Genomic DNA, 21,364 nt, shown 5'->3' with positions numbered 1-21,364 from the left:
CGTGCCCGTGACCACCGTCCTTCCCGATGCGGCCGGCGCCCCGCCGGCCGCATCGGCCCCGCCGCACCCGGGCCCCCGCCGCCGGCGCACCCGCGCGCCGCTCTGGCTGCTGAGCCCCGCGGGCCTGGTGCTCGCCGTCGTGACGCTCGCGCCGATCGGCTTCCTGATCTTCACCTCGTTCACCGACTACAACCAGCGGACCCTGTTCACCGGGAAGTACACGTCCGTCGGCGCCGACAACTACACCGAGCTGCTGGCCGACAGCGCGTTCTGGATGTCGCTGGTACGCACCGTGCTGTTCACCGCGGCGATGGTGGCCGGCAGCGTGCTGATCGGGATGGGTGTCTCGCACCTGCTCACCCGGCTCGGCCGGGGCATGCGGTTCACCGTCACCGTGGTGCTGATCGTCGCCTGGGCGATGCCGAACGTCGCCTCCTCGCTGGTCTGGAACTGGCTCTTCCAGCCCGGGTACGGCATCGTCAACTGGTTCCTCGACCAGCTCCGCGTCTTCGGCGACACCACCGACCTGAACTGGGCACAGGACCCGGCCCGGGCGTACGTCAGCATCTGGCTCCTGATCGTCTGGCAGGCGGTGCCGTTCATCGCGCTGACCGTGAACGCCGCTGAGACGCAGGTCCCGCAGGAGTACAAGGAGGCGGCCCGGCTGGACGGCGCCACCGAGCTCGCGGTCTACCGGATCGTCACGCTCAACCACATCCGGCCCACCCTGCTGCTGGTCACCATCCTGTCGGTGATCTGGGACTACAACGTCTTCAACCAGATCTGGCTGATCTCCCGCGGCGGACCCGGCGACGCCACCGCCACGCTCGGCGTCTACACCTTCAAGACCGCGTTCGTCGGCTTCCACCTCGGTCAGGGCGCGGCCATCTCGGTGGTCACCACGCTGCTGCTGCTCGGCCTGACCGCCGTCTACATCCGCCGGCTGCTCCGATCCGGGGAGGACCTGTGACGCCACGCCGCCGCTGGACCGTCAACACCGTCGCGGTGCTGTTCTGCCTGGTGTGGATCTTCCCGGTCTACTGGATGGTCAACACCGCGTTCAAGCCGCGCCCCGAGGTGATGACCGCGACGCCGGTCTTCGTGCCGGAGCACCCCACCCTGGACAACTTCGTCAAGGCGGTCACCCAGCAGCAGTTCCTGACCAACCTGACGAACAGCGTGATCGTGGTCGCCTGCACCGTGCTCGCCTCGATCGTGCTGGGCATCTTCGCGGCCGCCGCGCTGTCCCGGTTCCGGTTCCGCGGGCGGCGCACCATCATGGTCGTCATCCTGGCCGTGCAGATGCTGCCGGCCACCGCGCTGCTGATCCCGATGTTCGTCATGTTCAACAGCCTCGACCTGCTCGGCACCTACCTGGCGCTGGTGCTGGCCTACGTCGCCACCGTGCTGCCGTTCTCGATCTGGGTGATGCGCGGCTTCTTCGTCGCCATCCCGGCCGAGATAGAGGAGGCCGCGCACATCGACGGCGCCACCACCTGGGGCGTGCTGACCCGGGTGCTGTTCCCGCTGGTCGCCCCGGGCGTCATCGCCACCGGCATCTTCTCGTTCATCGCCGCCTGGAACGACTACCTGTTCGCCTACACGTTCATGCAGGACCAGAGCCGCTACACGCTGCCGGTGTGGCTGGCCTCGTTCACCAACCCGCACACCGGCACCGACTTCGGCGGGCAGATGGCCGCCTCGGTGCTGTTCTCACTGCCGGTCATCGCCTTCTTCCTGATCATTCAGCGCAACCTCGTCGCCGGGATGTCCGCCGGCGCCGTGAAGGGCTAGGTTCCACCTTGTTGATCCCGCGCCCGCTCTCCTTCGGCGCCAGCGGCGGAGAGCTCGTCCTGGACCACGACACCACGGTTTCCGCCGGTGATCAGCTCGGCGGCGTCCTCACCTGGCTGCAGCAGGCGCTGCGCCCGGCCACCGGGCTGCGGTTGCCCCCGGCCGAGGCGGGCACGATCGTTCTCGGTCTCGCCGACGATCTCGGCCCGGAGGCCTACCGGCTCACGGTCACCCCGGACCGGGCCACGATCGTCGGCGGAACCGCCGCCGGTGTCTTCTACGGCTGCCAGGCCCTGCTCCAGCTGCTGCCGCCGCAGATCTATCGCCGCTCGCTGGTGGCCGGGCAGCGCTGGGCGATCCCGGCCGTGCGGATCGAGGACGAGCCGCGGTTCGGCTGGCGCGGGGCGATGCTCGACGTGGCCCGGCACTTCATGCCCAAGCACGACGTGCTGCGCTTCCTCGACCTGATGGCGCTGCACCGGCTCAACACCCTGCACTGGCACCTCACCGACGACCAGGGCTGGCGGCTGGAGATCACACGCTATCCGCGGCTCACCGAGGTCGGCGGCTGGCGGCACGAGAGCCAGGTCGGCGCCACCCGCACCGCCCCGGGAGACGGCCGGCCGCACGGTGGTTTCTACACCCAGGACGACGTACGGGAGATCGTCGCCTACGCGGCCGAACGGTTCATCACGGTCGTACCGGAAATTGAAAGTCCCGGGCATGTCCAGGCGGCCCTGGCCGCCTATCCCGAACTCGGGGTGACCGGGCAGCCGGTGCAGGTCTGGACCCGGTGGGGGATCAGCACCGACATCCTCAACGTCGAGGAATCCACCGTCGACTTCTTCACCGGCGTCCTCGACGAGGTGATGGACCTCTTCCCGTCCCGGTGGATCGGGGTCGGCGGCGACGAGTGCCCGCGCGACCAGTGGAAGGCCGACGAGCGCACCGGCGAGCGCCTCGCCGAACTCGGCCTGACCGGTGCGGAACAGTTGCAGGCCTGGTTCCTCGGGCGGCTCGACGCGCACCTGACCGCGGCCGGCCGGCGCCTGTTCGGCTGGGACGAGATCCTCGAGGGCGACCTCGGGCCGGGCGCCACCGTCGCGTCCTGGCGCGGCATGACCGGCGCGGTCGCCGCCGCCCGCCGCGGCCACGACGTCGTCGCCTGCCCCGACGACCTGGTCTACCTCGACTACCGGCAGTCCGAGTCGCCGGACGAACCGATCCCGGTCGCCATCCCGCTGACCCTGCGCGACGTCTACGCCTTCGACCCGGTGCCCGAGCAGCTCACCCCGGACCAGGCCCGGCACGTGCTCGGCGGCCAGGCCAACATCTGGACCGAGCACGCCGACTCGCCGCGCGCCGTCGACTACCTCGCCTTCCCGAGGTTGTGCGCGGTGGCCGAGGCGCTCTGGAGCACCGGCGACCGCGACTTCACCGACTTCGAGACCCGGCTCGGCCACCACCTGGCCCGGCTCGACGCGCTCGGCGTGGAGTACCGGCACGCCGGCGGCCCACTGCCCTGGCAGAAACGGCCCGGCGTGCCCGGCCGCCCGCAGACCCGCCAGGAACGCACCCTGCACATCGCCCAACTGGTCGCGAACATCAGTCAGAGGTGAGGACCCCATGTCACAGCAACCGCTCGCCCGGGACCGGCGGGCCCTGCTCGTCGGCGCCTCCAGCGCCTTCACCGCGTTCCTGACCGGCGCGATGCTGCCCAGCCCGGCCTGGGCCGCCGCGCCGGCCTGGATGCGCGGCGCGAGCGCCGCCGCCGTCCGCAAGGCCTACGACTTCCTGGACACCAAGTTCGACGAGTACGGCGCCGGCGACGCCCTGCGGGTCCCGCGCAGCTACACCGGCGGCTTCTTCGAGACCCCGGAATGGACCTTCGTCAGTTCCTTCGCGTACGACGACGCGCTGGTGATCCTCGCCTGGCTCGCCCGCGGCACCCCGGCCGACGTCAGACGCGCCACCATCCTGGGCGACACGCTGCTCTACGCCCAGCGGCACGACCCGATCGGCGACGGGCGTACCCGGGCCTCCTACCAGCCGGACTCGTTCACCACGCTGACCGGGACACTGGACATCGGCTCGCCCGCCGCCTACACCGGCAACCAGGCCTGGGTGGGAATGGCCCTCGCCCACCTGCACGCCCGCACCCGGCAGCGCCGCTTCCTGACCGGCGCCCTGCGCGAAGCCACCTGGATCCAGGAGCACACCTGGGACGGCGCCCGCGCCCCGCACGGCTACACCGGCGGGCGCAGCGCCACCGACCAGCCGCTCACCTTCAAGGCCACCGAACACAACATCGACGTCGGCGCGTTCTTCACGATGCTCGCCCGGCTCACCGGCGACCACACGTGGCGGGCCCGAGCCGCGGCGGCGTTCGGCTTCGTCGCCGCGATGCAGGACCGGGCGAGCGGGCACGTGTGGACCGGCACCGACCCGGACGGCGTCACCACCAACCGCAACCCGATCCCCGAGGACGTGCAGACCTGGGCCTACCTGGCCACCCTCGACGACCGGTACCGCCGGTCGGTGACCTGGGTCCTCGACCAGCTGGCCGCCCGGGACGCCGGCGTCGCCGGGGTCAGCTTCAGCAACACCGACGTCAGCAAGGTGTGGCTGGAGGGCACCGCGCACACCGCCCTCGCCGTCCGCCTGCGCGACGCCAAGGGCGACGAACTGCTCGCCAAGCGGCTGCTCTGGAACATCCAGCAGGCCCAGGCCACCACCGCGGCCGGCGACGGCCGCGGCATCCCGGCGGCGTCCAGCGACGGGTTGGACACCGGGTTCGGCGACCTCTACTACGCCAGCCTGCACACCGGGACGACCGCGTGGTTCCTGCTCGCCGCGCTGGCCACCAATCCGTTCCGGCTCTGATCCGCCTGCTCGGCGATCGGCTCTGCGGTTGCTCGCGGTGGTGCCCAGCCGGTGGGGGTGTTGGCTGGTGAGCGGGCAACAGGGCCGTGGGTCGCGCTGCGGTCGTGGGTGGGCTGGTCCTTGCGGTGTGCCGGCGGGTCCGCACGACACGCGCTGCGGTCTTGGGTGGGGCGGGCATCGCGGGCCGACTGGCACGGGGCTGCCGGTCGTACCGAAAAAAGATCCGCTAGAGATCGGGGGCATCGCGGCAGTCGAGATGGGCGCTGGAGGGCGGCATCGCGGCAGTCGGGATGGGCGCTGGAGGGCGGGCGCCATGGCGGCAGCGGGGATGGGCGCTGGAGGGCGGGCGGCATGGTGGCAGCGGGATGAATGCGCTGGTGGCATGGCGGCATGGCGGCAGCGGGGATGGTGTTCGGCGGTCGGTTCGGGGTGGCGGCCGGGCGGGATGTGGCGGGGCCCGGAAAAAAGTTCTGGCAGGGTGTCGAGTGGGGTGGTCGCCGTTCGACGCGTAGGTGGAAGGCACCCTGACACGAGGAGACAGCGATGCGATTCATGGTGATCACCAAGGCGACTGCGGCGAGTGAGTCCGGGGTCATGCCGGCTACCGAGGACTTCGAGACGATGGGGAAGTTCATCGAGGAGCTGGTGGGCGCCGGGGTGCTGCTGGCCGCCGAGGGGGTGGCGCCGAGCGGCACCGGTGCGCGGATCTACTTCGACGGGGAGAAGAAGACCGTGGTGGACGGGCCGTTCACCGAGACCAAGGAGCTGATCGCCGGGTTCTACCTGGTCGAGATGAAGTCGATGGAGGAGTGCGTCGAGTGGTTCAAGCGCTGCCCGATCACGACGGCGCCCGGCGAGCCGACCAACATCGAGATCCGGAAGCTGTACTCGGGGGAGGACTTCGGTGAGGAGTTCACCGCCGAGCAGCGGGAGGCCGTGGCGCGGCGGGAGGAGAAGGCCGACCCGGCGTACCGGTCGGCGTGATTGCTTCTGATCGCGCGGTGGGGTAGACGAGGGAGTGGCCACTGACACCCACCGCGCGATCGAGGCGGTCTGGCGGATCGAGGCGCCGCGGCTGATCGCCGGGCTGACCAGGCTGGTCCGCGACGTCGGCGTGGCCGAGGAGCTGGCGCAGGACGCGCTGGTCGCGGCGCTGGAGCAGTGGCCGGCCGACGGCGTGCCGGACAATCCGGGCGCGTGGCTGATGACCACCGCGAAACGCCGGGCCATCGACCAGATCCGGCGCACCGAGACCTACCGGCGCAAGGTCGCCGAGGTCGGCCGGGACCTGGCGGAGAGCACCCCGGACATCGGTACGCTGGTGGCCGAGGACGACGGCATCGGCGACGATCTGCTCCGCCTGGTCTTCATCGCCTGTCATCCGGTGCTGTCCACCGAGGCCCGCGCCGCGCTCACCCTGCGGCTGCTCGGCGGCCTGACCACCGATGAGATCGCCCGTGCCTTCCTGGTGCCCGAGCCGACCGTGGCCCAGCGGATCGTCCGGGCGAAGAAGACGCTGGCCACCGCCAAGGTGCCGTTCGAGGTGCCGCAGGGCGCGGAGCTGGCGGCCCGGCTCGCCTCGGTCCTCGAGGTCATCTACCTGATCTTCAACGAGGGCTACTCGGCCACCGCCGGCGACGACTGGATGCGGCCGGCACTGTGCGAGGACGCGCTGCGGCTGGGCCGGATCCTGGCCCGGCTCACCCCGCGCGAGCCGGAGGTGCACGGCCTGGTCGCGCTGATGGAGTTCCAGGCGTCCCGGGCGGCCGCCCGGACCGGCCCGGACGGCGAGCCGATCCTGCTCGCCGACCAGAACCGGGCCCGCTGGGACCGGCTGCTGATCGGCCGCGGGCTGGCCGCCCTGGCGAAAGCTCGGGACGGCGGTGCACCCGGGCCGTACGCCTTGCAGGCCGCGATCGCCGCCTGCCACGCCCGGGCCCGGCGCTTCGAGGACACCGACTGGGTCCGGATCGCCGGGCTCTACGAGCAACTGGCCGCGGCGGCGCCGTCGCCGGTGGTCGAGCTGAACCGGGCGGTGGCGCTGTCCATGGCCTACGGCCCGGCGGCGGGTCTGGCCCTGCTCGACCAGCTGGCGGCCTTCCCCGCCTTGCGGAACTATCATCTGTTGCCCAGCACCCGCGGTGATCTGCTGGCCAAGCTCGGCCGGCACGCCGAGGCGCGGTCCGAGCTGCGGCGGGCCGCGGCGCTGACCCGCAACGAGCGAGAGCGGACCCTGCTGCTGGACCGCGTCGCCGCCCTGGAAGGGAGACCCGAGTGCTGATTCCGCCGCGCTGGCGCCTGCTCGACGAGACGTCCGGCGGCATCCTCACCGAGTGCGCTGACGTCGACGGGCTCTTCGCCGACCGGGTGTTTCCCGCCGAGCCGGCCCGGGAGCGGTACACACTGGTGGGCTGCGCGCCGGCCGGGGCGCTGCGGGCCGCGATCGACGGGGACGGGCCGGCCTGGCTGGGCAACGTCGTCGTGGACACCGCGCACGTGCCGGGCCGGCCGGTGAGCGAGCCGTGCGTGCCGCACTGCCGGGACTGCGTGCACACCATGGAGGAGCTGCTCGATGTCCGGGTCGTCGGGCACCGGGCCGCGGGGGACGGGTCCGGGCTGCTCAACGTCGACCTGGAGGGGCATCGGCGGGACGACGACAACAATCAGAACGGTACGGTGGCGCCCGCCGTCGCCGGGTACCGGCTGCTGATCGGGGAGCAGCGGGCCGGGGAGTGCCGGGAGATCGCCGGGCTGTTCCGCGAGCGGCCGGAGATCTGGCCGCCGGGTCCGCCGATCACCCTGCTCGGCTGCACGGCGGAGCTCACCGGGCCGGTCGAGGCGGAGCTGGCGCACGTCCGGGTCGACGGCACGGTGCACCGGCTCAGCGGCTGGGGGCCCGAGATCTCCGGCAGCGTGGTGGCCAGCCGGCCGTCCGTTCTCGGGGACGGCCTGGTCGACATCAGCCTGGACGCGCGGATCGCGGAGCCGCTCGCCGCCAACGAGCGGGTGATCTGGGACCTGTGGCGGGCCGGTGGGCCGGCCGAGCCCAATCAGTGGGCGGCGCTGGACCGCGGCGGCCGGGCGCTGTGGGTGCAGGCCGCTGCCGTGCACCGGATCCGGACCGCGGACCGGCCCGCCGGGACCGTCTATCACCCGGATGGACGCTACGTCACCGACTACGACGGGTTCTGCTGCGCGATCGGGGAGGCGGTCAACGGGCCCGGCGGCTGGTTCGGAGGGGACTCCTTCTGGCTGCACGAGAACGCGGCCACCGGGGACGGCGGCGCCACCCCCGGCTTCGAGCTGATCTGGCATGACGCCGGGGTGGCGCGGGAGCACCTGGTGCCCGGCTACGACCGGATGAGCTGGGGGCCCGCGGCCACCTTCGACGACCTGGTCGCGTTCCTCACCGGCGAGGGTGTCCGGGTCGAGCTGCGGTAGTGGCCGGGCGTGCTGAGGTCGTTCCGCCCGATGGGCGGGTCGGTCTACGCCCGGGCCAGGACGCTGACCCGGCCGGCGCCGCCCGCGCACTCGACGACGGTCAGGCCCTGACCTTCGATCAGGCGGGGGAGCGAATCGGTGTCGTAGAAGCGGACCAGACCCGGCACCAGGTGGTAGCCCATCGCCCGCAGCCGCCAGTACCAGCGCAGCGCCCGGAACGACAGGTCCGCCCGGGCGGGCGCGGTGATCAGCAGGTGACCGCCCGGGCGCAGGCAGCGCCGGATCTCGGCGACGAAGGCCGCCGGGTCGGGGAGGTGCTGCAGCACGTGGATCGCCAGGACGCCGCCGAGCGAGCCGTCCGCGAAACGGAGCCGGGTGCCGACGTCGCCCACCTCGAACCTCACGTCGACTCCGGCGCGGCCGGCCCGGGCCCGCGCCACCTCGACCATGCGCGGTGAGCCGTCCACCCCGACGACGTCGTAGCCGCGCCGGGCCAGGGCGGTGGTGTGCGCGCCGGGTCCACACCCGAGATCGGCCACCGGCCCGGGCGTCGTCACCACGCCGGCGAACTCGGCCACCATCCGGTCGACCTGCTCCTGCTGCTCGGGCTCGTCGCGCCGCCGCTGCCAGGCGACGCTCTCCCGGTCGTACACGAATCGGAAGAACCATCGGGGAGCGGGCATGGCGCGGACTCTACGCCCGGCGTACCGGGAGATGGCGGCCGGAAGGACAGCGGGCCGGGACCGTGCGCGGGTCCCGGCCCTTGTCGGATGCGGATCAGCATTGGCCGTCGGCGAGGACGTAGTAGTTCGGGCCGGTCTGGCGCAGTGTGTGCGTGGTGAACGTGTTCCACAGACCCATCGCCTGGCCGGAGCCGTTGGCGAAGGTGTTCCCGCCGGACTGGGTGGCGCGGCCGACGGTGGTGTGCGCGTAGTTGCTCGCCGTGAAGCACGGCTGGGCGGTGGGCGAGGGCGTCGGCGAGGGGGAAGGCGTCGGGGAGGAGGTGGGCGGGGTCGAGCCGCCACCGGACAGGCCCCATGACTGGGCGATGTAGTACGACGAGCAGATCGAGTTCAGGTAGTACGACCCGGTCGACCCGCACTGGTTCTCGGCGCTGCCCGGTGCGACCGGGGTGCCGTGCGCGATGCCCTGCACCCGGTAGAGCGCGACCGCGTCGCTGTAGTGCTCGACCGTCGTCGACCCGGGCAGCGTCGCGCTCGACGTCGCGGTCTGGCCGAGCCCCCACACGTTGGTCCACTGGTCGCGCAGCTCGGTGGCGTTGGCCGGGACCACGGTGGTGTCCGAGGTGCCGTACCAGATGCTGACCCGCGGCCACGGGCCGGCGTATCCGGGGTTGGCGGCGCGGACCAGGTCACCCCACTGCTTCGGGGTCTTGCTCTGCGCCTGGTACTGGCAGACGGTGCCGCAGTTGTACGGCAGTCCGGCGATCACCGCGCCGCCGGCGAAGACGTCCGGGTAGGCGGCCAGCATCACCGCGGTCATCGCGCCGCCGGCGGACAGGCCGGTGACGTAGACCCGCTTCGCGTCCGACCCGTACGTCCTGATCGCGTAGTCGACCATCTGCTTGATCGACAACGCCTCGCCCTGGCCCCGCGCGATGTCCCCGGCGGTGAACCAGTTGAAGCAGGAGAGCGAGTTGTTCGCCGAGGTCTGCTCGGGGAAGACCACCGCCGCCTGGTAGAGGTCGGCGTACTTGGGCCAGCCGGCGTGGCTGTAGTAGTCGGAGGCGCTCTGCGTGCACCCGTGCAGGGCGACCACCAGCGGACGGCCGGTGGCCAGCCCGGTCGGGACGTACGAGTACATGCGCAACGCGCCCGGGTTGCTGCCGAACGAGCCGACCTGGGTGAGGGTGGCGGCCGCGTTCGCGGGGGAGAACGGGGACAGGGCGACACCGGTGACGACCAGCACCGCGGCGAGCAGTGCGAGCCACAACCTACGGGAATTCATGACGCGGACGTTACGGACCTGTTAACCGGCGGCCCATGTGGCGGAGCGATACAACGCCACATCGGGATATGTGGATGTCCGGCGCGGTGACTCGGGAGCCGCCACCGCGCCGGGCCGGGGAACCGGTCAGGTGCTGCAGGAGACCGACGGCCAGGTCCAGTTGCCGTTGGTCTGGATGGTCACCCCGAAGTTGTTGCCACTGCCGTTCGGCTTGGCCACCAGGGTCTGCGCGTTCGGGTAACTGGCCGAGATGTTCCAGGTGGCGATCACCTTGGCCGGGGACGGGACGTTCAGCGTGACGGTCCAGGCGTTGCTGCCGGAGACCGCGACGTTGAGGTTGTAACGGTCACTCCACGAGGAGCCCGCCGACAGGGTGGCGGTGCAGCTCCCGGTCTGCGGCGGAGTGGTCGGCGTGGTGGGCGTGGTGGGCGTCGTGCCGCCGGTCGGGGCGACCGCCCGGCCGGTCTGCGGCGAGATCATCCCGGCGCACAGGCCCCGGCTGGCCAGACCCTGGGCGATCCGCGGGATCGCGGCCACCGTGTTGGCCGGCCAGTCGTGCATCAGGATGATCTGCCCGTTGGTGAGCCGGCCGGCGGCCGCCACGATCGCGTCGGTGCTCGCGTTGTTCCAGTCCTGCGAGTCGACGTCCCAGATGATCTCGGTGAGGCCGTACCGCTGCTCGACCGCCTTGAGTGTCGCGTTGGTCTCGCCGTACGGCGGCCGGAACAGTTTCGGCGTGCCGCCGCCCCCGTTGGCGATCGCGGTCTGCGTCCGGGAGATCTCCGAGTCCATCGTGGCCTGGCTCTGCTGGGTCAGGTGCGGATGGGTGTAACTGTGGTTGCCGACCCACATGCCGGCGTCCACCTGGGCCCGGACCAGCGACGGGTTGGCCGCCGCGTTCTGCCCGGTGTTGAACATGGTGGCCCGCAGCCCGTTGTTCCGCAGCGCGGTCAGCAGGTTCTGCGTGTTGCCGGCGGCCGGTCCGTCGTCGAAGGTGAGCCCGACGTAGCCGTTGCAGGTCGCGGCCTGCGACGGGCTCGCCTGCACGGTGACGGCGACGACCCCGGCCGCCGCCACGATCGTGGCGAGTGTGGCTGCGATACGCATCGGTGTCCTCCCCGCTATCCGGCGCTGCACGAGACGCTCGGCCAGGTCCAGGTGCCATTGGTCTGAATGGTCACCCCGAAGTTGTTGCCGCTGCCGTTCGGCTTGGCGACCATCTGCTGCGCGCTCGGCCAGGTCGCCGTGGTGTTCCAGGTGGCGATCACCTTCTCCGGGGACGGCACGTCCAAGGTCACCGTCCAGTTGCTGGAGCCGGAGACCGCGACATTCAGGTTGTACCGATCGCTCCACTGCTGACCGGCCGACAGGGTCGCGGTGCAGCCCCCGTTGCCGCCGGTCGGCGGGGAGGTGGTGGTGCCGGTGGTCGGGCTGGTGGTGCCGCCGACCGTGATGTTCGAGCTGCCGCTGCTCTGGTAGCCCTCGGTGGCCAGGATCTGGTAGTTGAACGCGCCCAGGTTCATGCCCTTCGAGGCCCAGGCGTCGAAGTGGTTGCCGGTGGTGATGGTGCCGCCGGTGCGCTTCGACTGCCGCACGCTCCAGTACTGGTAGAACGTCGCGGTGCCCTGGATCGACGGCTGATTCACCCGCTGCGTGCGGTAGATGTCGTAGGTGCCGCCGTCGCTGGTGACCGTGCCCATGAAGGTGCCGGTCGGGCGGTAGGTGCCCCAGTTGTCGACGATGTAGTACTCGATCAGCGGGCCGGTGGTCCAGCCGTACAGGGTCAGGTAGGCGTTGCCGTTCGGGTTGAACGACCCCGAGTAGCTGACCGAGCGGCGCGCGCCGGTGGCCCAGCCCTTGCCAACCACGAAGTTGTTGATGCCGCTCCACTGGGTGCTGTACTGACCACCGTTGCCCATGGTCATGCTGACGTTGCCGCTGTCTTTCCAGAACGAGTAGTAGTAGCCGTTGTTCGTACCGGTCTGGTTCGAGGTGATGGTGGTGTCCGCCTGTGCGGTGCCGGCGAGCATCGTGCTGGCCGCGGCGACCACCACGGCGCAGGCCGCGCCGAAGAGCAGACGGATCCGGCCACGATGGGTTCGTGGTGTCGGCGAATCAGGCAATTCGCATTCCTTAGGGGAGGCCTGGGCGGGGATCCAGGCAGCGGGATGGGAGTCGACGACGGCGGTCCGGATCGATGGTGGGCGATCCCGGTCGACAGCGTGAGTATTGGCCCGTCTCCACAGTGGTGTCAACAACTTACGGAAATGTATCGGTAGCAAATCTGGCGATCGGCTCAGTGAATCTGCTGCTCAGAAGATTGTGAAACGATGGCAAGTCCGCAACAAACGCGAAGTTGCGTAAGCCGGCACCGAAAGTTTCGGTGAATTGGGGGCGGTCCGCGCGGCAGACACGGGATCGATCCGCCACCCGGTACCCGGCGGCAGGGTGAGGGGCATATCCTCCCCGGTTGGGGAGGTACGGATGACGGACGCGGATCTGATCGATCGACTGATCGCCGAGGCGGCACGCGCATCGGACTGGCGTCGCGGCCATGCCCGTCCGGGATACCTGCCCGTGTTCAACAACTTCGGACCGGTCACCTATCTGACCTCGGCCGGCGAGGTCGTGATGAACGACGAGGAGGACGGCCCGTTGCGGCCGGCCGATCCGGCGGAACGTGACTTCGCGCTTGCCCGGGCCGCCGAGCGGCACCCGGAGCTCGCTCATCTCCGGCCGCCGAGGCCGCAGGCCGCGGTCACCTGCGACAAGTGCCACGGGCGAGGCAGGGTGACGATCTCGACATGGGTCGATCGGGCCGGATCCCAGTCGTTCGTGTACTGCCCATGGTGCAACAGCCTCGGATGGACCGTTCCCGGCTGAGCCCGGCGCCTGCACCGCGTCCTCGGCCTCGGCGAGCGAGCCGAGCGCGCGGCCGGCGGGAAAACCGGTTGCCGCCCGCCGCCCGGGTCGGCTTGGCTCGCCGCCGTGACGGATGATCTCGTGCGCCCGGACCGCTATCCCCGCTCGTCCCGCTACGACCCGGCGTGGCTGCTCAGCCTCGACATGGGCCCGCACCCGCTGTGGCTGCTCGAGGACCTGGCGGCCGACCTGGACCTGCGGCCCGGGATGCGGGTTCTGGACCTGGGTTCGGGGCGCGGTGCCACCTCGGTCTTCCTGGCCCGCGAGTTCGGCGTCGAGGTGGTCGCCGCGGACTGGTGGATCGGCGCCGACCAGGCCGCGGCCGTCTTCGTCGAGGCGGGGGTCGGCGACCGGGTCCGGGCGGTGCACGCCGAAGCCCACCAGTTGCCGTTCGACGAGGAGTCGTTCGACGCGATCGTCAGCATCGACGCGTTCGAGTACTTCGGCACCGCCGACAGCTACCTGCCCTACCTGGTCCGCTTCCTGCGCCCGGGCGGCCAGCTGGGCATGGCGACCCCGGCGATGACCCGGGAGATCCGCGAGCTCGGCGTGATCCCGCCGCACATCCGCGAGGCCGTCGGCTGGGAGGCGATCGCCTGGCACACCCCGGACTGGTGGCGCTTCCAGTGGGAGATCACCGACCTGGTCACCGTCACGTCCTGCCGCCTCCAGCAGGACGGCTGGCGCGACTGGCTCACCTGGACCCGGGCCGCCCCCGAGCCGTCCCCGTCAGTGATCGACATGCTCGAAAAGGACGCCGGTGAGTTGCTCGGCTTCACCCTGATCACCGCCCGCAAAAACTGAACTCCCGCCCGCCGGGCGCGCCGGGAAAGGGTTTCGGTGACCACCCGCGGCGTCCACAACAATCGCCGACGGAAATGAGAATCTCAGGATATTCCGAATTCGTCCTTCATCACCTTGGCAACCGGTGAATCAGGCCGTTTCCGGGGAATGCCGTCGACGGTCACGTCGACGACCTCGTCGAAGAAGGCGACCAGTCCGGCCAGCTGCGCCGCCTCCGGCAGCGGGTCCGAATAGGTCCAGGCGAGGTTCTCGCCGACCGCGAATGACAGGTAGGTGGCTCGGCCCTTGTACGGGCAGGCCGTCACCATGTCGCCGGGCACCGCCTCCGCCGTCACGTCCGCGCGCGGTAGATAGAATCTGGGGTGCAGCTTCGTCTCGAAGACCAGGGTCGGCCGGTGGGACTCGGCGAGCAGCACACCGTCCCGGGAGATCCGCACGTGCCGGCTGCCGCGCCGGATGTCGACCCGGGAGAACGGGTCGCGCGGGTGCGAGAAGATCGGCTCGTCCTCCTCCGTCCAGTCGAACGTGTCGAAGTCGAACAGGACGTGACCGGCGAGGTCCGCGTCGTCCGGGCGGAACGCGGCCCGCTCCCGAACCTCGTCCCCGAGCCGCACGTCGTACGCCTGCCCCGGCGTCGAGTGCGCGGCGAACGCAATCCCGGGGTGCAGCACCGGTAGGTCGCTCGCCGGGGCCGCCTCGACCGGTACGAGGCCGGCCCGGACGTCCGCCTCCGGCACCGCGTACGTCGGCACGATCCGCCGTGGCTCCCACACCAGCAGAGCGGCCCGGCTGTCGGCGACGATCCGGCCGCCGAGCCGGGCGCGCACCCACTTGTCGGTCGGCTGGTGCCGCAGCACCTCGAGCAGCCGCATCATCTCGTCCCCGACGTTCCGACTCATGCCGCAAGTCTCGCCGACCGGCCACCGCGAGTCACGGCGTCCAAATATTGCAAAGACTCGTCCAACTATTGCGTAGTCGTGTCCACCACTGCCACGATGGCCATCGATCCGTTGCCGTCCCCCTCCCGGCTGGAGTCCCCATGGCTGTATCCCGGCGCGCCCTGCTGTCCTCGGCCGCCCTGGTTCCCGCCGCCGTCGCCCTCGGCGAAGCGGCCGCCGCCGCGTCCCCGCCCGGCGACGTCGTCGGCAAGGTCAGCGTCGGCTATCAGGGCTGGTTCGCCTGCCCCGGCGACGGCGCCCCGATCGGCGGCTGGTGGCACTGGAGCCGCGACCGCTTCCAGCCGCCGTCGCCGAGCAACACCACGATCGTGAGCTGGCCGGACGTACGCGACTATGCGCGGACCTATCCGACCGCCTACCCGAACCTGGGCAGCGGCCAGCCGGCCACGCTGTTCTCCTCCTACGACCAGCAGACCGTCGACGTCCACTTCGACTGGATGCGGACCTACGGCGTCGACACCGCGGCGCTGCAGCGGTTCAACCCGTTCGGCGACGAGGGCCCGACCCGCGACGCGATGGCGCAGAAGGTGCGCGCCGCAGCCGAGCGGACCGGCCGGAAGTTCTACATCATGTACGACGTCAGCGGCTGGGCGGGCATGCAGTCGCAGCTCAAGACCGACTGGACGACGAAGATGGCGGCGCACACCGCCTCCGGCGCCTACGCCCGACAGAACGGCAAGCCGGTCGTCTGCATCTGGGGCTTCGGCTTCGACGACGCCAACCACGACTTCTCGCCGGCCGCCTGCCTCGACGTGATCACCTGGTTCAAGGCGCAGGGCTGTTACGTGATCGGCGGCGTGCCCACCTACTGGCGCGAGGGCAAGAACGACAGCCGGACCGGCTTCCTCGACGTCTACCACGCCTTCCACATGCTGTCGCCGTGGATGGTCGGGCGCACCGGCGACCTGGCCGGCCTCGACTGGTTCTTCACCAACGTGAACACCCCGGACCAGGCCGACTGCACCGCCCACGGCATCGACTACCAGCCGTGCGTGCTGCCCGGCGACCTGTCGGCCGGGCACCGGCGGCACGGCGACTTCTACTGGCGCAGCGTCTACAACATGGTCCGGCTCGGCGCCCAGGGCCTCTACGTGTCGATGTTCGACGAGTTCAACGAAGGCAACCAGATCGCCAAGACCGCCGAGACGGCCGCGTCGGCGCCGCCCGGCATCCGCGCGCTCGACGAGGACGGCACGTTCTGCTCCGCCGACTACTACCTGCGGATCACCACCGACGCGGGGAAGATGCTCAAAGGCCAGATTCCACTGACTTCGGTACGCCCGACGCCGCCCACCGTGGGAAACCCCGACCTGGCGCGCGACAGGAGCACGTCGGCCAGCGGGTTCACCCAGGTCTACGGCCCGGGCAACGCGGTCGACGGCAACCCCGGCAGCTACTGGGAGAGTGTCAACAACGCCTTCCCGCAGTGGATCCAGGTGGACCTGGGTGCCACGGTCACGGTCGGCCGGCTGGTCCTCAAGCTCCCGCCGTCGTGGGGCGCCCGCACCCAGACCCTGGCGGTCTCCGGCAGCGCCAACGGCTCCACCTTCACGACGCTGTCCGCGGCCGCCGGGCGTACCTTCGACCCGGCCTCGGGAAACACCGTGACGGTCAGCTTCCCGGCCGCCGCCACCCGCTACCTGCGGGTCACCGCGACCGCGAACACCGGCTGGCCGGCCGGCCAGCTGTCCACGCTGGAGGCGTATGCGAGTTGATCACCCGAAGATCGCCTTCGGGTCGCCGGTGTACCAGACGTTCTCGATCCGCATCGTCGCCACCACCCAGCGCCGCCCATCCCGCACCAGGGTGACGTCGTAGCGGTTCTTCAGCAGGGCGAATGTCTCGTGGTCCGCGGTCAGCAGGTGCTGTGCCTCGACCACGGCGGTGAGGTCGGCGCGGTCGCCGGCGATCCGGACGCGCGGGTTGGTGACCACGTGGGTGGTGTCCACCCGGCCGGCGAACAGCTCCAGGATGGTGTCGACGATGGTGTCCCGGCCGGTCATCGGCGGCGTGGCGGCGCCCCACCGGGACGCCGCCGGGCCGAAGTCCAGCTCGGCGGTCTCGGCGAAGGCGGAGGCGAAGAGGTCCCGGTCGCGCAGGTCCTGGCCGAGGCCGAACCGGTACAGCGCGTCGATCACCTCGGTGCGGTCGCGCAGCTCGGCGAGCAGGGCGTCGGTGCTGGTGGCGGCGAGGGCTTGGGGGTCGGTGACGAACATGCGTCCACCGTCGTCGATCGAGGCGGGCCGAACAACGCCGACCTGTGCGACGATCGTCAAGCGTGGCTTGACGATGGCGGGGTTCCGGTGGAGTGGCACGAGATCGAGACGTTCCTGACCCTGGCCGAGGAGCTGCACTTCGGCCGGACCGCCGAGCGGCTGGGCCGGTCCACGGCGCGGGTCAGCCAGATCGTCCAGGTGCTGGAGCGGCGGGTGGGCGTGCCGCTGTTCGAGCGGACCAGCCGGCGGGTGACGCTCACCCCGACCGGGCAGCGGCTGTACGAGGATCTGCGGCCGGCGGCCGAGGGGGTCACCGCGGCGCTGGCCCGGGCCGTGGCGGACGGGCGCGGCGTGACCGGCACGCTGCGCGTCGGCTTCGTCGGCGCGGCGACCGGGCAGCTGGTGGCGCGGGCCGCCGAGCGGTTCCGGCGCCGGCACGCCGACTGCGCGGTGCGCTTGCGGGAGGTGCAGGTGGGCGGCGCGGCGGAGCGGTTGCGTACCGAGGAGATCGATCTGCTCTTCGGGTGTCTGCCGATCGACGGGCCGGACCTGACCACCGGCCCGCCGGTGCTGTCCGAGCCGCGGATGCTGGCCGTGCCGGCCGGGCACCGGTTCGCCCGCCGGGCCTCGGTCGCGGTCGCCGACCTGGCCCGGGAGCGCCTGGTGGTGGCGCCGTGCTCGATCCCGGCGGGTCCGCGGCCGGCCGGCGAGCCCGGCCCGGTCGCGGAGACCTTCCAGGAGGTGCTCACCCTGATCGGCGCGGGTCAGGGCGTCTTCGTGGCCGGCGCGCACGCCGCCGCGTTCCACGCCCGGCCGGATGTCGCCTACGTGCCGATCCATGACGCGCCGCCGCTGCTCTGGGGCCCGGTGTGGCGCACCGTGCGGGCGACCGCCCGGGTCCGCGCCTTCGTCGAGACGGCGAGAAGCCTGCCCTGATCCGGGGTGCGGATCAGGACAGGCACGATCTTCCGGTACGACTACCGCGGGTCCTTGTTGAACTTCGCCGTGGCCCAGAAGTAGCCGAGCACGGCCAGCCCGACGCACCAGGCGACGGCGAGCCAGCCGTTGTGCCCGATCCCGGTGCCGAGCAGCAGCCCGCGCAGCGTCTCGATGGCCGGCGTGAACGGCTGGTACTCGGCGATCGGCTGGAACCAGCCGGGCATCGCGTCGACCGGGACGAACGCGCTGGACAGCAGCGGCAGCAGGATCAGCGGCATGGCGTTGTTGCTGGCCGCCTCGGCGGTCGGGCTGACCAGGCCCATCCCGACCGCGATCCAGGTCAGCGCCAGGGCGAAGAGGGCGAGCAGCCCGAACGCGGCCAGCCATTCGACCACCGTGGCGTCGGTGGACCGGAAACCGATCGCGACGCCGACCAGGCCGACCAGCACCACGCTGGCCACCGACTGGATGACGCTGCCGATCACGTGCCCGACCAGCACCGAGCCGCGGTGGATGGCCATCGTCCGGAACCGGGCGATGATGCCCTCGCTCATGTCGGTGGAGACCGAGACGGCGGTGCCGATCACCGTGCTGCCGATGGTCATCAGCAGCAGGCCGGGCACCAGGTAGGCGATGTACTCGGCGCGGCCACCGCCCAGCCCGGCCCCCAGGGTGTCGCCGAATATGTAGACGAACAGCAACAGCAGCATGATCGGGGTGAGCAGCAGGTTCAGCGTGAGCGACGGGTAGCGGCGCGCGTGCAGCAGATTGCGGCGCAGCATGGTGGACGAGTCGCGGGCGGCGAGGGTGAGGGTGCTCATCGGAGGGCCTCCTGAGGCTTGGCGCTGCTGCTGGTCAGGGCGAAGAAGACGTCGTCGAGGTCGGGGGTGTGCACGGTCAGTTCGTCGGCCTGCACGCCGGAGGCGTCCAGCCAGTCGAGGATGGAGCGCAGCTCGCGCTGGCTGCCGTCGCTGGCGATCTGCAGCGCCAGCGCGTCGTCGTCGGCGGTGGCCTCGCCGAGCGCCAGGGCGGCGGTCCGGTAGGCGTCCGGGTCGGTGAACCGGAGCCGGACGTGCCCGCCCGGGATCATCCGCTTCAGCTCGTCGGCGGTGCCCTCGGCGGCGATCTTGCCGTCGTTGAGCACGGCGATCCGGTCGGCCAGTTCGTCGGCCTCCTCCAGGTACTGCGTGGTGAGGAAGACGGTCACGCCGTCGGCGACCAGCCGGCGGATGATCTGCCACATGGTGTGCCGGCTGCGCGGGTCGAGGCCGGTGGTCGGCTCGTCGAGGAAGATGATCCGCGGGTCGCCGACCAGGGTCATCGCGATGTCCAGCCGCCGCTTCATCCCGCCGGAGTAGGTGGAGGCCGGCTTCTTCGCCGCCTCGACCAGGTCGAACCGCTCCAGCAGCTCGGCGGCGACCCGCCGGCCCTCGGCCTTGGACAGGTGGTGCAGGTCGGCCATCAGCAGCATGTTCTCCTCGCCGGTGATCAGGCCGTCGACGGCGGAGAACTGGCCGGTGACGCCGATCGCGCCGCGCACCGCCTGCGGGTCGGTGGCCAGGTCGTGCCCGCCGACCACGATCGGCCCGGAGGCCGGGTCCGGCGCGATCAGCGTGGACAGGATCTTGACGGCGGTGGTCTTGCCGGCGCCGTTCGGGCCGAGCAGCGCGAAGATGCTGCCCGCCGGCACGGCCAGGTCGACGCCGTCCAGCACGGTCTTGTCGCCGTAGGACTTGCGCAGTCCGCTCGCGGCGATCGCCAGGTCGGTCATGTCAGTGCTCCTTGACGAGAGACGAGGTCAGAGGCTGCGGGCGACGATGTCGCCGTAGGACGTGGTCGCGTGGATGTCGAGCTCGGTGGCCCCGTCGTTCTTCAGGCCGTTGTCGACCCGGCCGTACCCGGTGCCGGCGTCCAGCGCGGCCGAGACGCCGTGCGCGGCGTGCACCGCCACGTCGCCCATCTGGGTCCGCAGCACCACCGTGCCGCGGGTGGCCTCGGCGATGCTGATCGCGCCCTGCGCGGTGCTGACCTCGGCCGGGCCGAGCAGCCGGCCGACCGTGACGTCGCCGCCCGAGGTGCTGACCCGGACCCGGGTGGCCTCCTCGATCGTGACGGTGACGTGCGCGCCGTCGACCGTGACGTCGCCGAGGCTGCCGTCGGCCTGGAACCCGGCGTACGCGGCCTTCGCCTCGATCCGGGAGCCGGCCGGCAGGTGGACCGTGACGTCGACGGCGCCGGACGGGCCGAGGAGCTGGTTCTTGGCGGTGGCCTCGATCCGCAGGACGCCGTCGGCGTACGCCACCGTGGTCTGCTCGGCGACCTTGACGTCGCGGGCCTTGCCGGGGTCGGCCGGGCGGACCTCGACCGTGGTGTCGGACCGCTCGGCGGCGACCAGGTGGAGGCGTCCGGACGGGATGTCCAGGACGGTGGTGATCGGGGCCGGGGTGGCGAAGGTCGGCATCGTGTTCTCCGTGTTCTCGTTGTTTCCGATGAGCGAAACGCTACGTTGCGTTTGCGAGTGAGGCAACGCCTCCGTTGCGTAAATGCGCGATCTTCGCAGCTAGATGGCAAATTATCGTTGCATCGTCATGATTTTGATTGCAACGAGAGCTCGTAGAGGTGCGTGTGTCGGAGGGTCCGGAAGCCGAGATCGGCCCGGGCGGCGAGCAGGGCCGGATGGTCCTCGGCGGCGGCCGCCTCGATCTCGTCGATCCGCGGGTGCGTCTGGCGCAGCCGCTGGATCAGCGCGGCGTTCACCCAGCGGCCGAGCCGGCGGCCACGGTGCCGGGGGAGGACGGCCGGACCGTACTGGCGGGCGCGATGCCGGGCCGGCCCGGCGATCACCGCGACCGCGTAGGCGGCCAGGTCGCCGTCCGCGTCGGCGGCGGTCAGCACGGCGTTGCCCGGCCCGCTCGGGCTGCGCAGCAGCTCCTCGACCCGGGGCTCGCCGGGGAGGTCGCCGGTCCAGTGCCGCAGCCGATAGCCGGGGTGCTCGGTGTCCACCAGCTCGCCCAGCCAGGCCTGGTGCACGTCGCAGTAGGTGAGCAGGTCGTGGCGCCGGGACCGGGCGTGCCGGAAGCCGTGCCGGCGGCAGAACGCCTCGCCGGGCGAGCCGGCGGCCACGGCCGCGGCCAGGAGCGGCACGGTGGCCTGCTCCCGGACCGCGGACAGCAGCCGGGAGCCGATCCCGTGCCGCCGCCACTCCGGCGGCACGTACAGGCTCAGCTCGGGAACTCCGGGCCGCACGCCGGGCACCGGCCACAGCCCGGCCACCCCGGCTACGACGCCGGCCGGCGCCACCGCCTGCCACCGTGCCGTCCCGGCCGGCTCCGGGACGGTCACGACGTCGATCGAAGGTAGTCTCACGGACCCACGATCGCGGTGGCCACCGGCGCGAACAATGCGAAAGATCGCACCGCCGGTTAAGGCACCGGTTAT

At 71.4% G+C, this 21,364-nt stretch carries 21 protein-coding genes; 11 read left to right on the top strand and 10 right to left on the bottom strand.

What is annotated here, in order from left to right; translation table 11 throughout:
• Nucleotide 1: 1 nt before the first annotated feature.
• The 7 genes from BJY16_RS33365 to BJY16_RS33335 all read left to right on the top strand — a co-directional run bounded on the left by BJY16_RS33365 (nucleotide 2) and on the right by BJY16_RS33335 (nucleotide 8,118).
• Nucleotides 2-970 (top strand): carbohydrate ABC transporter permease, encoded by a 969-nt coding sequence (locus tag BJY16_RS33365; protein WP_185043533.1) that lies wholly within the window; start codon nucleotides 2-4, stop codon nucleotides 968-970.
• Complete coding sequence (locus tag BJY16_RS33360) at nucleotides 967-1,794, top strand: carbohydrate ABC transporter permease (RefSeq protein ID WP_185043532.1); 828 nt, start codon at nucleotides 967-969, stop codon at nucleotides 1,792-1,794. Before BJY16_RS33365 ends, BJY16_RS33360 begins: the two co-directional genes overlap by 4 nt.
• Nucleotides 1,795-1,802: 8 nt before the next feature.
• Nucleotides 1,803-3,413, top strand: a complete 1,611-nt coding sequence (locus BJY16_RS33355) for a beta-N-acetylhexosaminidase (RefSeq protein WP_185043531.1) — start codon at nucleotides 1,803-1,805, stop codon at nucleotides 3,411-3,413.
• Nucleotides 3,414-3,420: 7 nt separating this feature from the next.
• Nucleotides 3,421-4,677: a hypothetical protein gene (locus BJY16_RS33350; RefSeq protein ID WP_185043530.1), complete on the top strand. Its 1,257-nt coding sequence runs from the start codon at nucleotides 3,421-3,423 to the stop codon at nucleotides 4,675-4,677.
• Nucleotides 4,678-5,220: 543 nt separating this feature from the next.
• Nucleotides 5,221-5,661 carry a YciI family protein gene (locus tag BJY16_RS33345; RefSeq protein ID WP_185043529.1) on the top strand — a complete coding sequence of 147 codons (441 nt, stop codon included), beginning with the start codon at nucleotides 5,221-5,223 and terminating at the stop codon, nucleotides 5,659-5,661.
• Between the two features lie 34 nt (nucleotides 5,662-5,695).
• A complete protein-coding gene (locus BJY16_RS33340) occupies nucleotides 5,696-6,958 on the top strand; it encodes an RNA polymerase sigma factor (protein WP_185043528.1) in 1,263 nt (420 codons plus the stop codon).
• On the top strand, nucleotides 6,952-8,118 hold the full coding sequence (locus tag BJY16_RS33335; RefSeq protein ID WP_185043527.1) for a barstar family protein: 1,167 nt from the start codon (nucleotides 6,952-6,954) through the stop codon (nucleotides 8,116-8,118). The genes BJY16_RS33340 and BJY16_RS33335 overlap by 7 nt, the downstream gene beginning before the upstream one ends.
• A gap of 44 nt (nucleotides 8,119-8,162) precedes the next feature.
• On the opposite strand, the gene BJY16_RS33330 is transcribed toward BJY16_RS33335, so the two are convergent.
• The 4 genes from BJY16_RS33330 to BJY16_RS33315 all read right to left on the bottom strand — a co-directional run bounded on the left by BJY16_RS33330 (nucleotide 8,163) and on the right by BJY16_RS33315 (nucleotide 12,209).
• Nucleotides 8,163-8,801, bottom strand: a complete 639-nt coding sequence (locus tag BJY16_RS33330) for a class I SAM-dependent methyltransferase (RefSeq protein ID WP_185043526.1) — start codon at nucleotides 8,799-8,801, stop codon at nucleotides 8,163-8,165.
• 94 nt (nucleotides 8,802-8,895) lie between these two features.
• A complete protein-coding gene (locus BJY16_RS33325) occupies nucleotides 8,896-10,086 on the bottom strand; it encodes an extracellular catalytic domain type 1 short-chain-length polyhydroxyalkanoate depolymerase (protein WP_185043525.1) in 1,191 nt (396 codons plus the stop codon).
• 126 nt (nucleotides 10,087-10,212) lie between these two features.
• Nucleotides 10,213-11,193: a polysaccharide deacetylase family protein gene (locus BJY16_RS33320; protein WP_185043524.1), complete on the bottom strand. Its 981-nt coding sequence runs from the start codon at nucleotides 11,191-11,193 to the stop codon at nucleotides 10,213-10,215.
• A 14-nt stretch (nucleotides 11,194-11,207) separates the two neighbouring features.
• Nucleotides 11,208-12,209: a glycoside hydrolase family 11 protein gene (locus BJY16_RS33315; protein ID WP_239177809.1), complete on the bottom strand. Its 1,002-nt coding sequence runs from the start codon at nucleotides 12,207-12,209 to the stop codon at nucleotides 11,208-11,210.
• Between the two features lie 361 nt (nucleotides 12,210-12,570).
• Between BJY16_RS33315 and BJY16_RS33310 the strand changes: the two genes are divergently transcribed.
• Both BJY16_RS33310 and BJY16_RS33305 read left to right on the top strand, forming a co-directional pair.
• A complete protein-coding gene (locus BJY16_RS33310; protein ID WP_185043523.1) occupies nucleotides 12,571-12,969 on the top strand; it encodes a hypothetical protein in 399 nt (132 codons plus the stop codon).
• 105 nt (nucleotides 12,970-13,074) lie between these two features.
• Nucleotides 13,075-13,812, top strand: coding sequence for an SAM-dependent methyltransferase (locus BJY16_RS33305; RefSeq protein WP_185043522.1), 738 nt, complete (start codon nucleotides 13,075-13,077; stop codon nucleotides 13,810-13,812).
• A gap of 83 nt (nucleotides 13,813-13,895) precedes the next feature.
• On the opposite strand, the gene BJY16_RS33300 is transcribed toward BJY16_RS33305, so the two are convergent.
• Nucleotides 13,896-14,711: a DUF427 domain-containing protein gene (locus BJY16_RS33300; protein ID WP_185043521.1), complete on the bottom strand. Its 816-nt coding sequence runs from the start codon at nucleotides 14,709-14,711 to the stop codon at nucleotides 13,896-13,898.
• 140 nt (nucleotides 14,712-14,851) lie between these two features.
• On the opposite strand from BJY16_RS33300, the gene BJY16_RS33295 reads away from it, so the two are divergent.
• Nucleotides 14,852-16,486 carry a glycoside hydrolase family 99 protein gene (locus BJY16_RS33295; RefSeq protein ID WP_185043520.1) on the top strand — a complete coding sequence of 545 codons (1,635 nt, stop codon included), beginning with the start codon at nucleotides 14,852-14,854 and terminating at the stop codon, nucleotides 16,484-16,486.
• Here the strand turns inward: BJY16_RS33295 and BJY16_RS33290 are convergent, their stop codons facing one another.
• A complete protein-coding gene (locus BJY16_RS33290) occupies nucleotides 16,487-16,987 on the bottom strand; it encodes a nuclear transport factor 2 family protein (RefSeq protein WP_185043519.1) in 501 nt (166 codons plus the stop codon). It lies immediately after the preceding gene.
• Between the two features lie 87 nt (nucleotides 16,988-17,074).
• On the opposite strand from BJY16_RS33290, the gene BJY16_RS33285 reads away from it, so the two are divergent.
• Nucleotides 17,075-17,923, top strand: coding sequence for a LysR family transcriptional regulator (locus BJY16_RS33285; protein ID WP_185043518.1), 849 nt, complete (start codon nucleotides 17,075-17,077; stop codon nucleotides 17,921-17,923).
• Between the two features lie 41 nt (nucleotides 17,924-17,964).
• On the opposite strand, the gene BJY16_RS33280 is transcribed toward BJY16_RS33285, so the two are convergent.
• From BJY16_RS33280 to BJY16_RS48705, 4 genes are read right to left on the bottom strand one after another with little or no spacing between them, the layout of a single operon-like run.
• Nucleotides 17,965-18,747, bottom strand: a complete 783-nt coding sequence (locus BJY16_RS33280; protein ID WP_185043517.1) for an ABC transporter permease — start codon at nucleotides 18,745-18,747, stop codon at nucleotides 17,965-17,967.
• A complete protein-coding gene (locus BJY16_RS33275; protein ID WP_185043516.1) occupies nucleotides 18,744-19,697 on the bottom strand; it encodes an ATP-binding cassette domain-containing protein in 954 nt (317 codons plus the stop codon). Before BJY16_RS33275 ends, BJY16_RS33280 begins: the two co-directional genes overlap by 4 nt.
• Nucleotides 19,698-19,724: 27 nt before the next feature.
• Nucleotides 19,725-20,453 (bottom strand): DUF4097 family beta strand repeat-containing protein, encoded by a 729-nt coding sequence (locus BJY16_RS33270; RefSeq protein ID WP_221502057.1) that lies wholly within the window; start codon nucleotides 20,451-20,453, stop codon nucleotides 19,725-19,727.
• A 59-nt stretch (nucleotides 20,454-20,512) separates the two neighbouring features.
• Entirely contained in the window at nucleotides 20,513-21,292 is a 780-nt protein-coding gene (locus tag BJY16_RS48705) for a GNAT family N-acetyltransferase (RefSeq protein ID WP_185043514.1), read from the bottom strand.
• Nucleotides 21,293-21,364: the final 72 nt, after the last annotated feature.

The organism is Actinoplanes octamycinicus (assembly GCF_014205225.1).
GTDB classification, from domain to species: domain Bacteria; phylum Actinomycetota; class Actinomycetes; order Mycobacteriales; family Micromonosporaceae; genus Actinoplanes; species Actinoplanes octamycinicus.
Note: the sequence above shows the minus strand (reverse complement) of the source record. Positions and strands in the feature narration are given on the sequence as shown.

Excerpts from the sequence above, each read along its gene's own strand:
- BJY16_RS33350 (WP_185043530.1), top strand. The coding sequence starts at position 3,421 with ATGTCACAGCAACCGCTCGCCCGGGACCGGCGGGCCCTGCTCGTCGGC.
- BJY16_RS33345 (WP_185043529.1), top strand. The coding sequence starts at position 5,221 with ATGCGATTCATGGTGATCACCAAGGCGACTGCGGCGAGTGAGTCCGGG.
- BJY16_RS33330 (WP_185043526.1), bottom strand. The coding sequence starts at position 8,801 with ATGCCCGCTCCCCGATGGTTCTTCCGATTCGTGTACGACCGGGAGAGC.
- BJY16_RS33325 (WP_185043525.1), bottom strand. The coding sequence starts at position 10,086 with ATGAATTCCCGTAGGTTGTGGCTCGCACTGCTCGCCGCGGTGCTGGTC.
- BJY16_RS33320 (WP_185043524.1), bottom strand. The coding sequence starts at position 11,193 with ATGCGTATCGCAGCCACACTCGCCACGATCGTGGCGGCGGCCGGGGTC.
- BJY16_RS33310 (WP_185043523.1), top strand. The coding sequence starts at position 12,571 with ATGACGGACGCGGATCTGATCGATCGACTGATCGCCGAGGCGGCACGC.
- BJY16_RS33300 (WP_185043521.1), bottom strand. The coding sequence starts at position 14,711 with ATGAGTCGGAACGTCGGGGACGAGATGATGCGGCTGCTCGAGGTGCTG.
- BJY16_RS33295 (WP_185043520.1), top strand. The coding sequence starts at position 14,852 with ATGGCTGTATCCCGGCGCGCCCTGCTGTCCTCGGCCGCCCTGGTTCCC.
- BJY16_RS33290 (WP_185043519.1), bottom strand. The coding sequence starts at position 16,987 with ATGTTCGTCACCGACCCCCAAGCCCTCGCCGCCACCAGCACCGACGCC.
- BJY16_RS33280 (WP_185043517.1), bottom strand. The coding sequence starts at position 18,747 with ATGAGCACCCTCACCCTCGCCGCCCGCGACTCGTCCACCATGCTGCGC.
- BJY16_RS33275 (WP_185043516.1), bottom strand. The coding sequence starts at position 19,697 with ATGACCGACCTGGCGATCGCCGCGAGCGGACTGCGCAAGTCCTACGGC.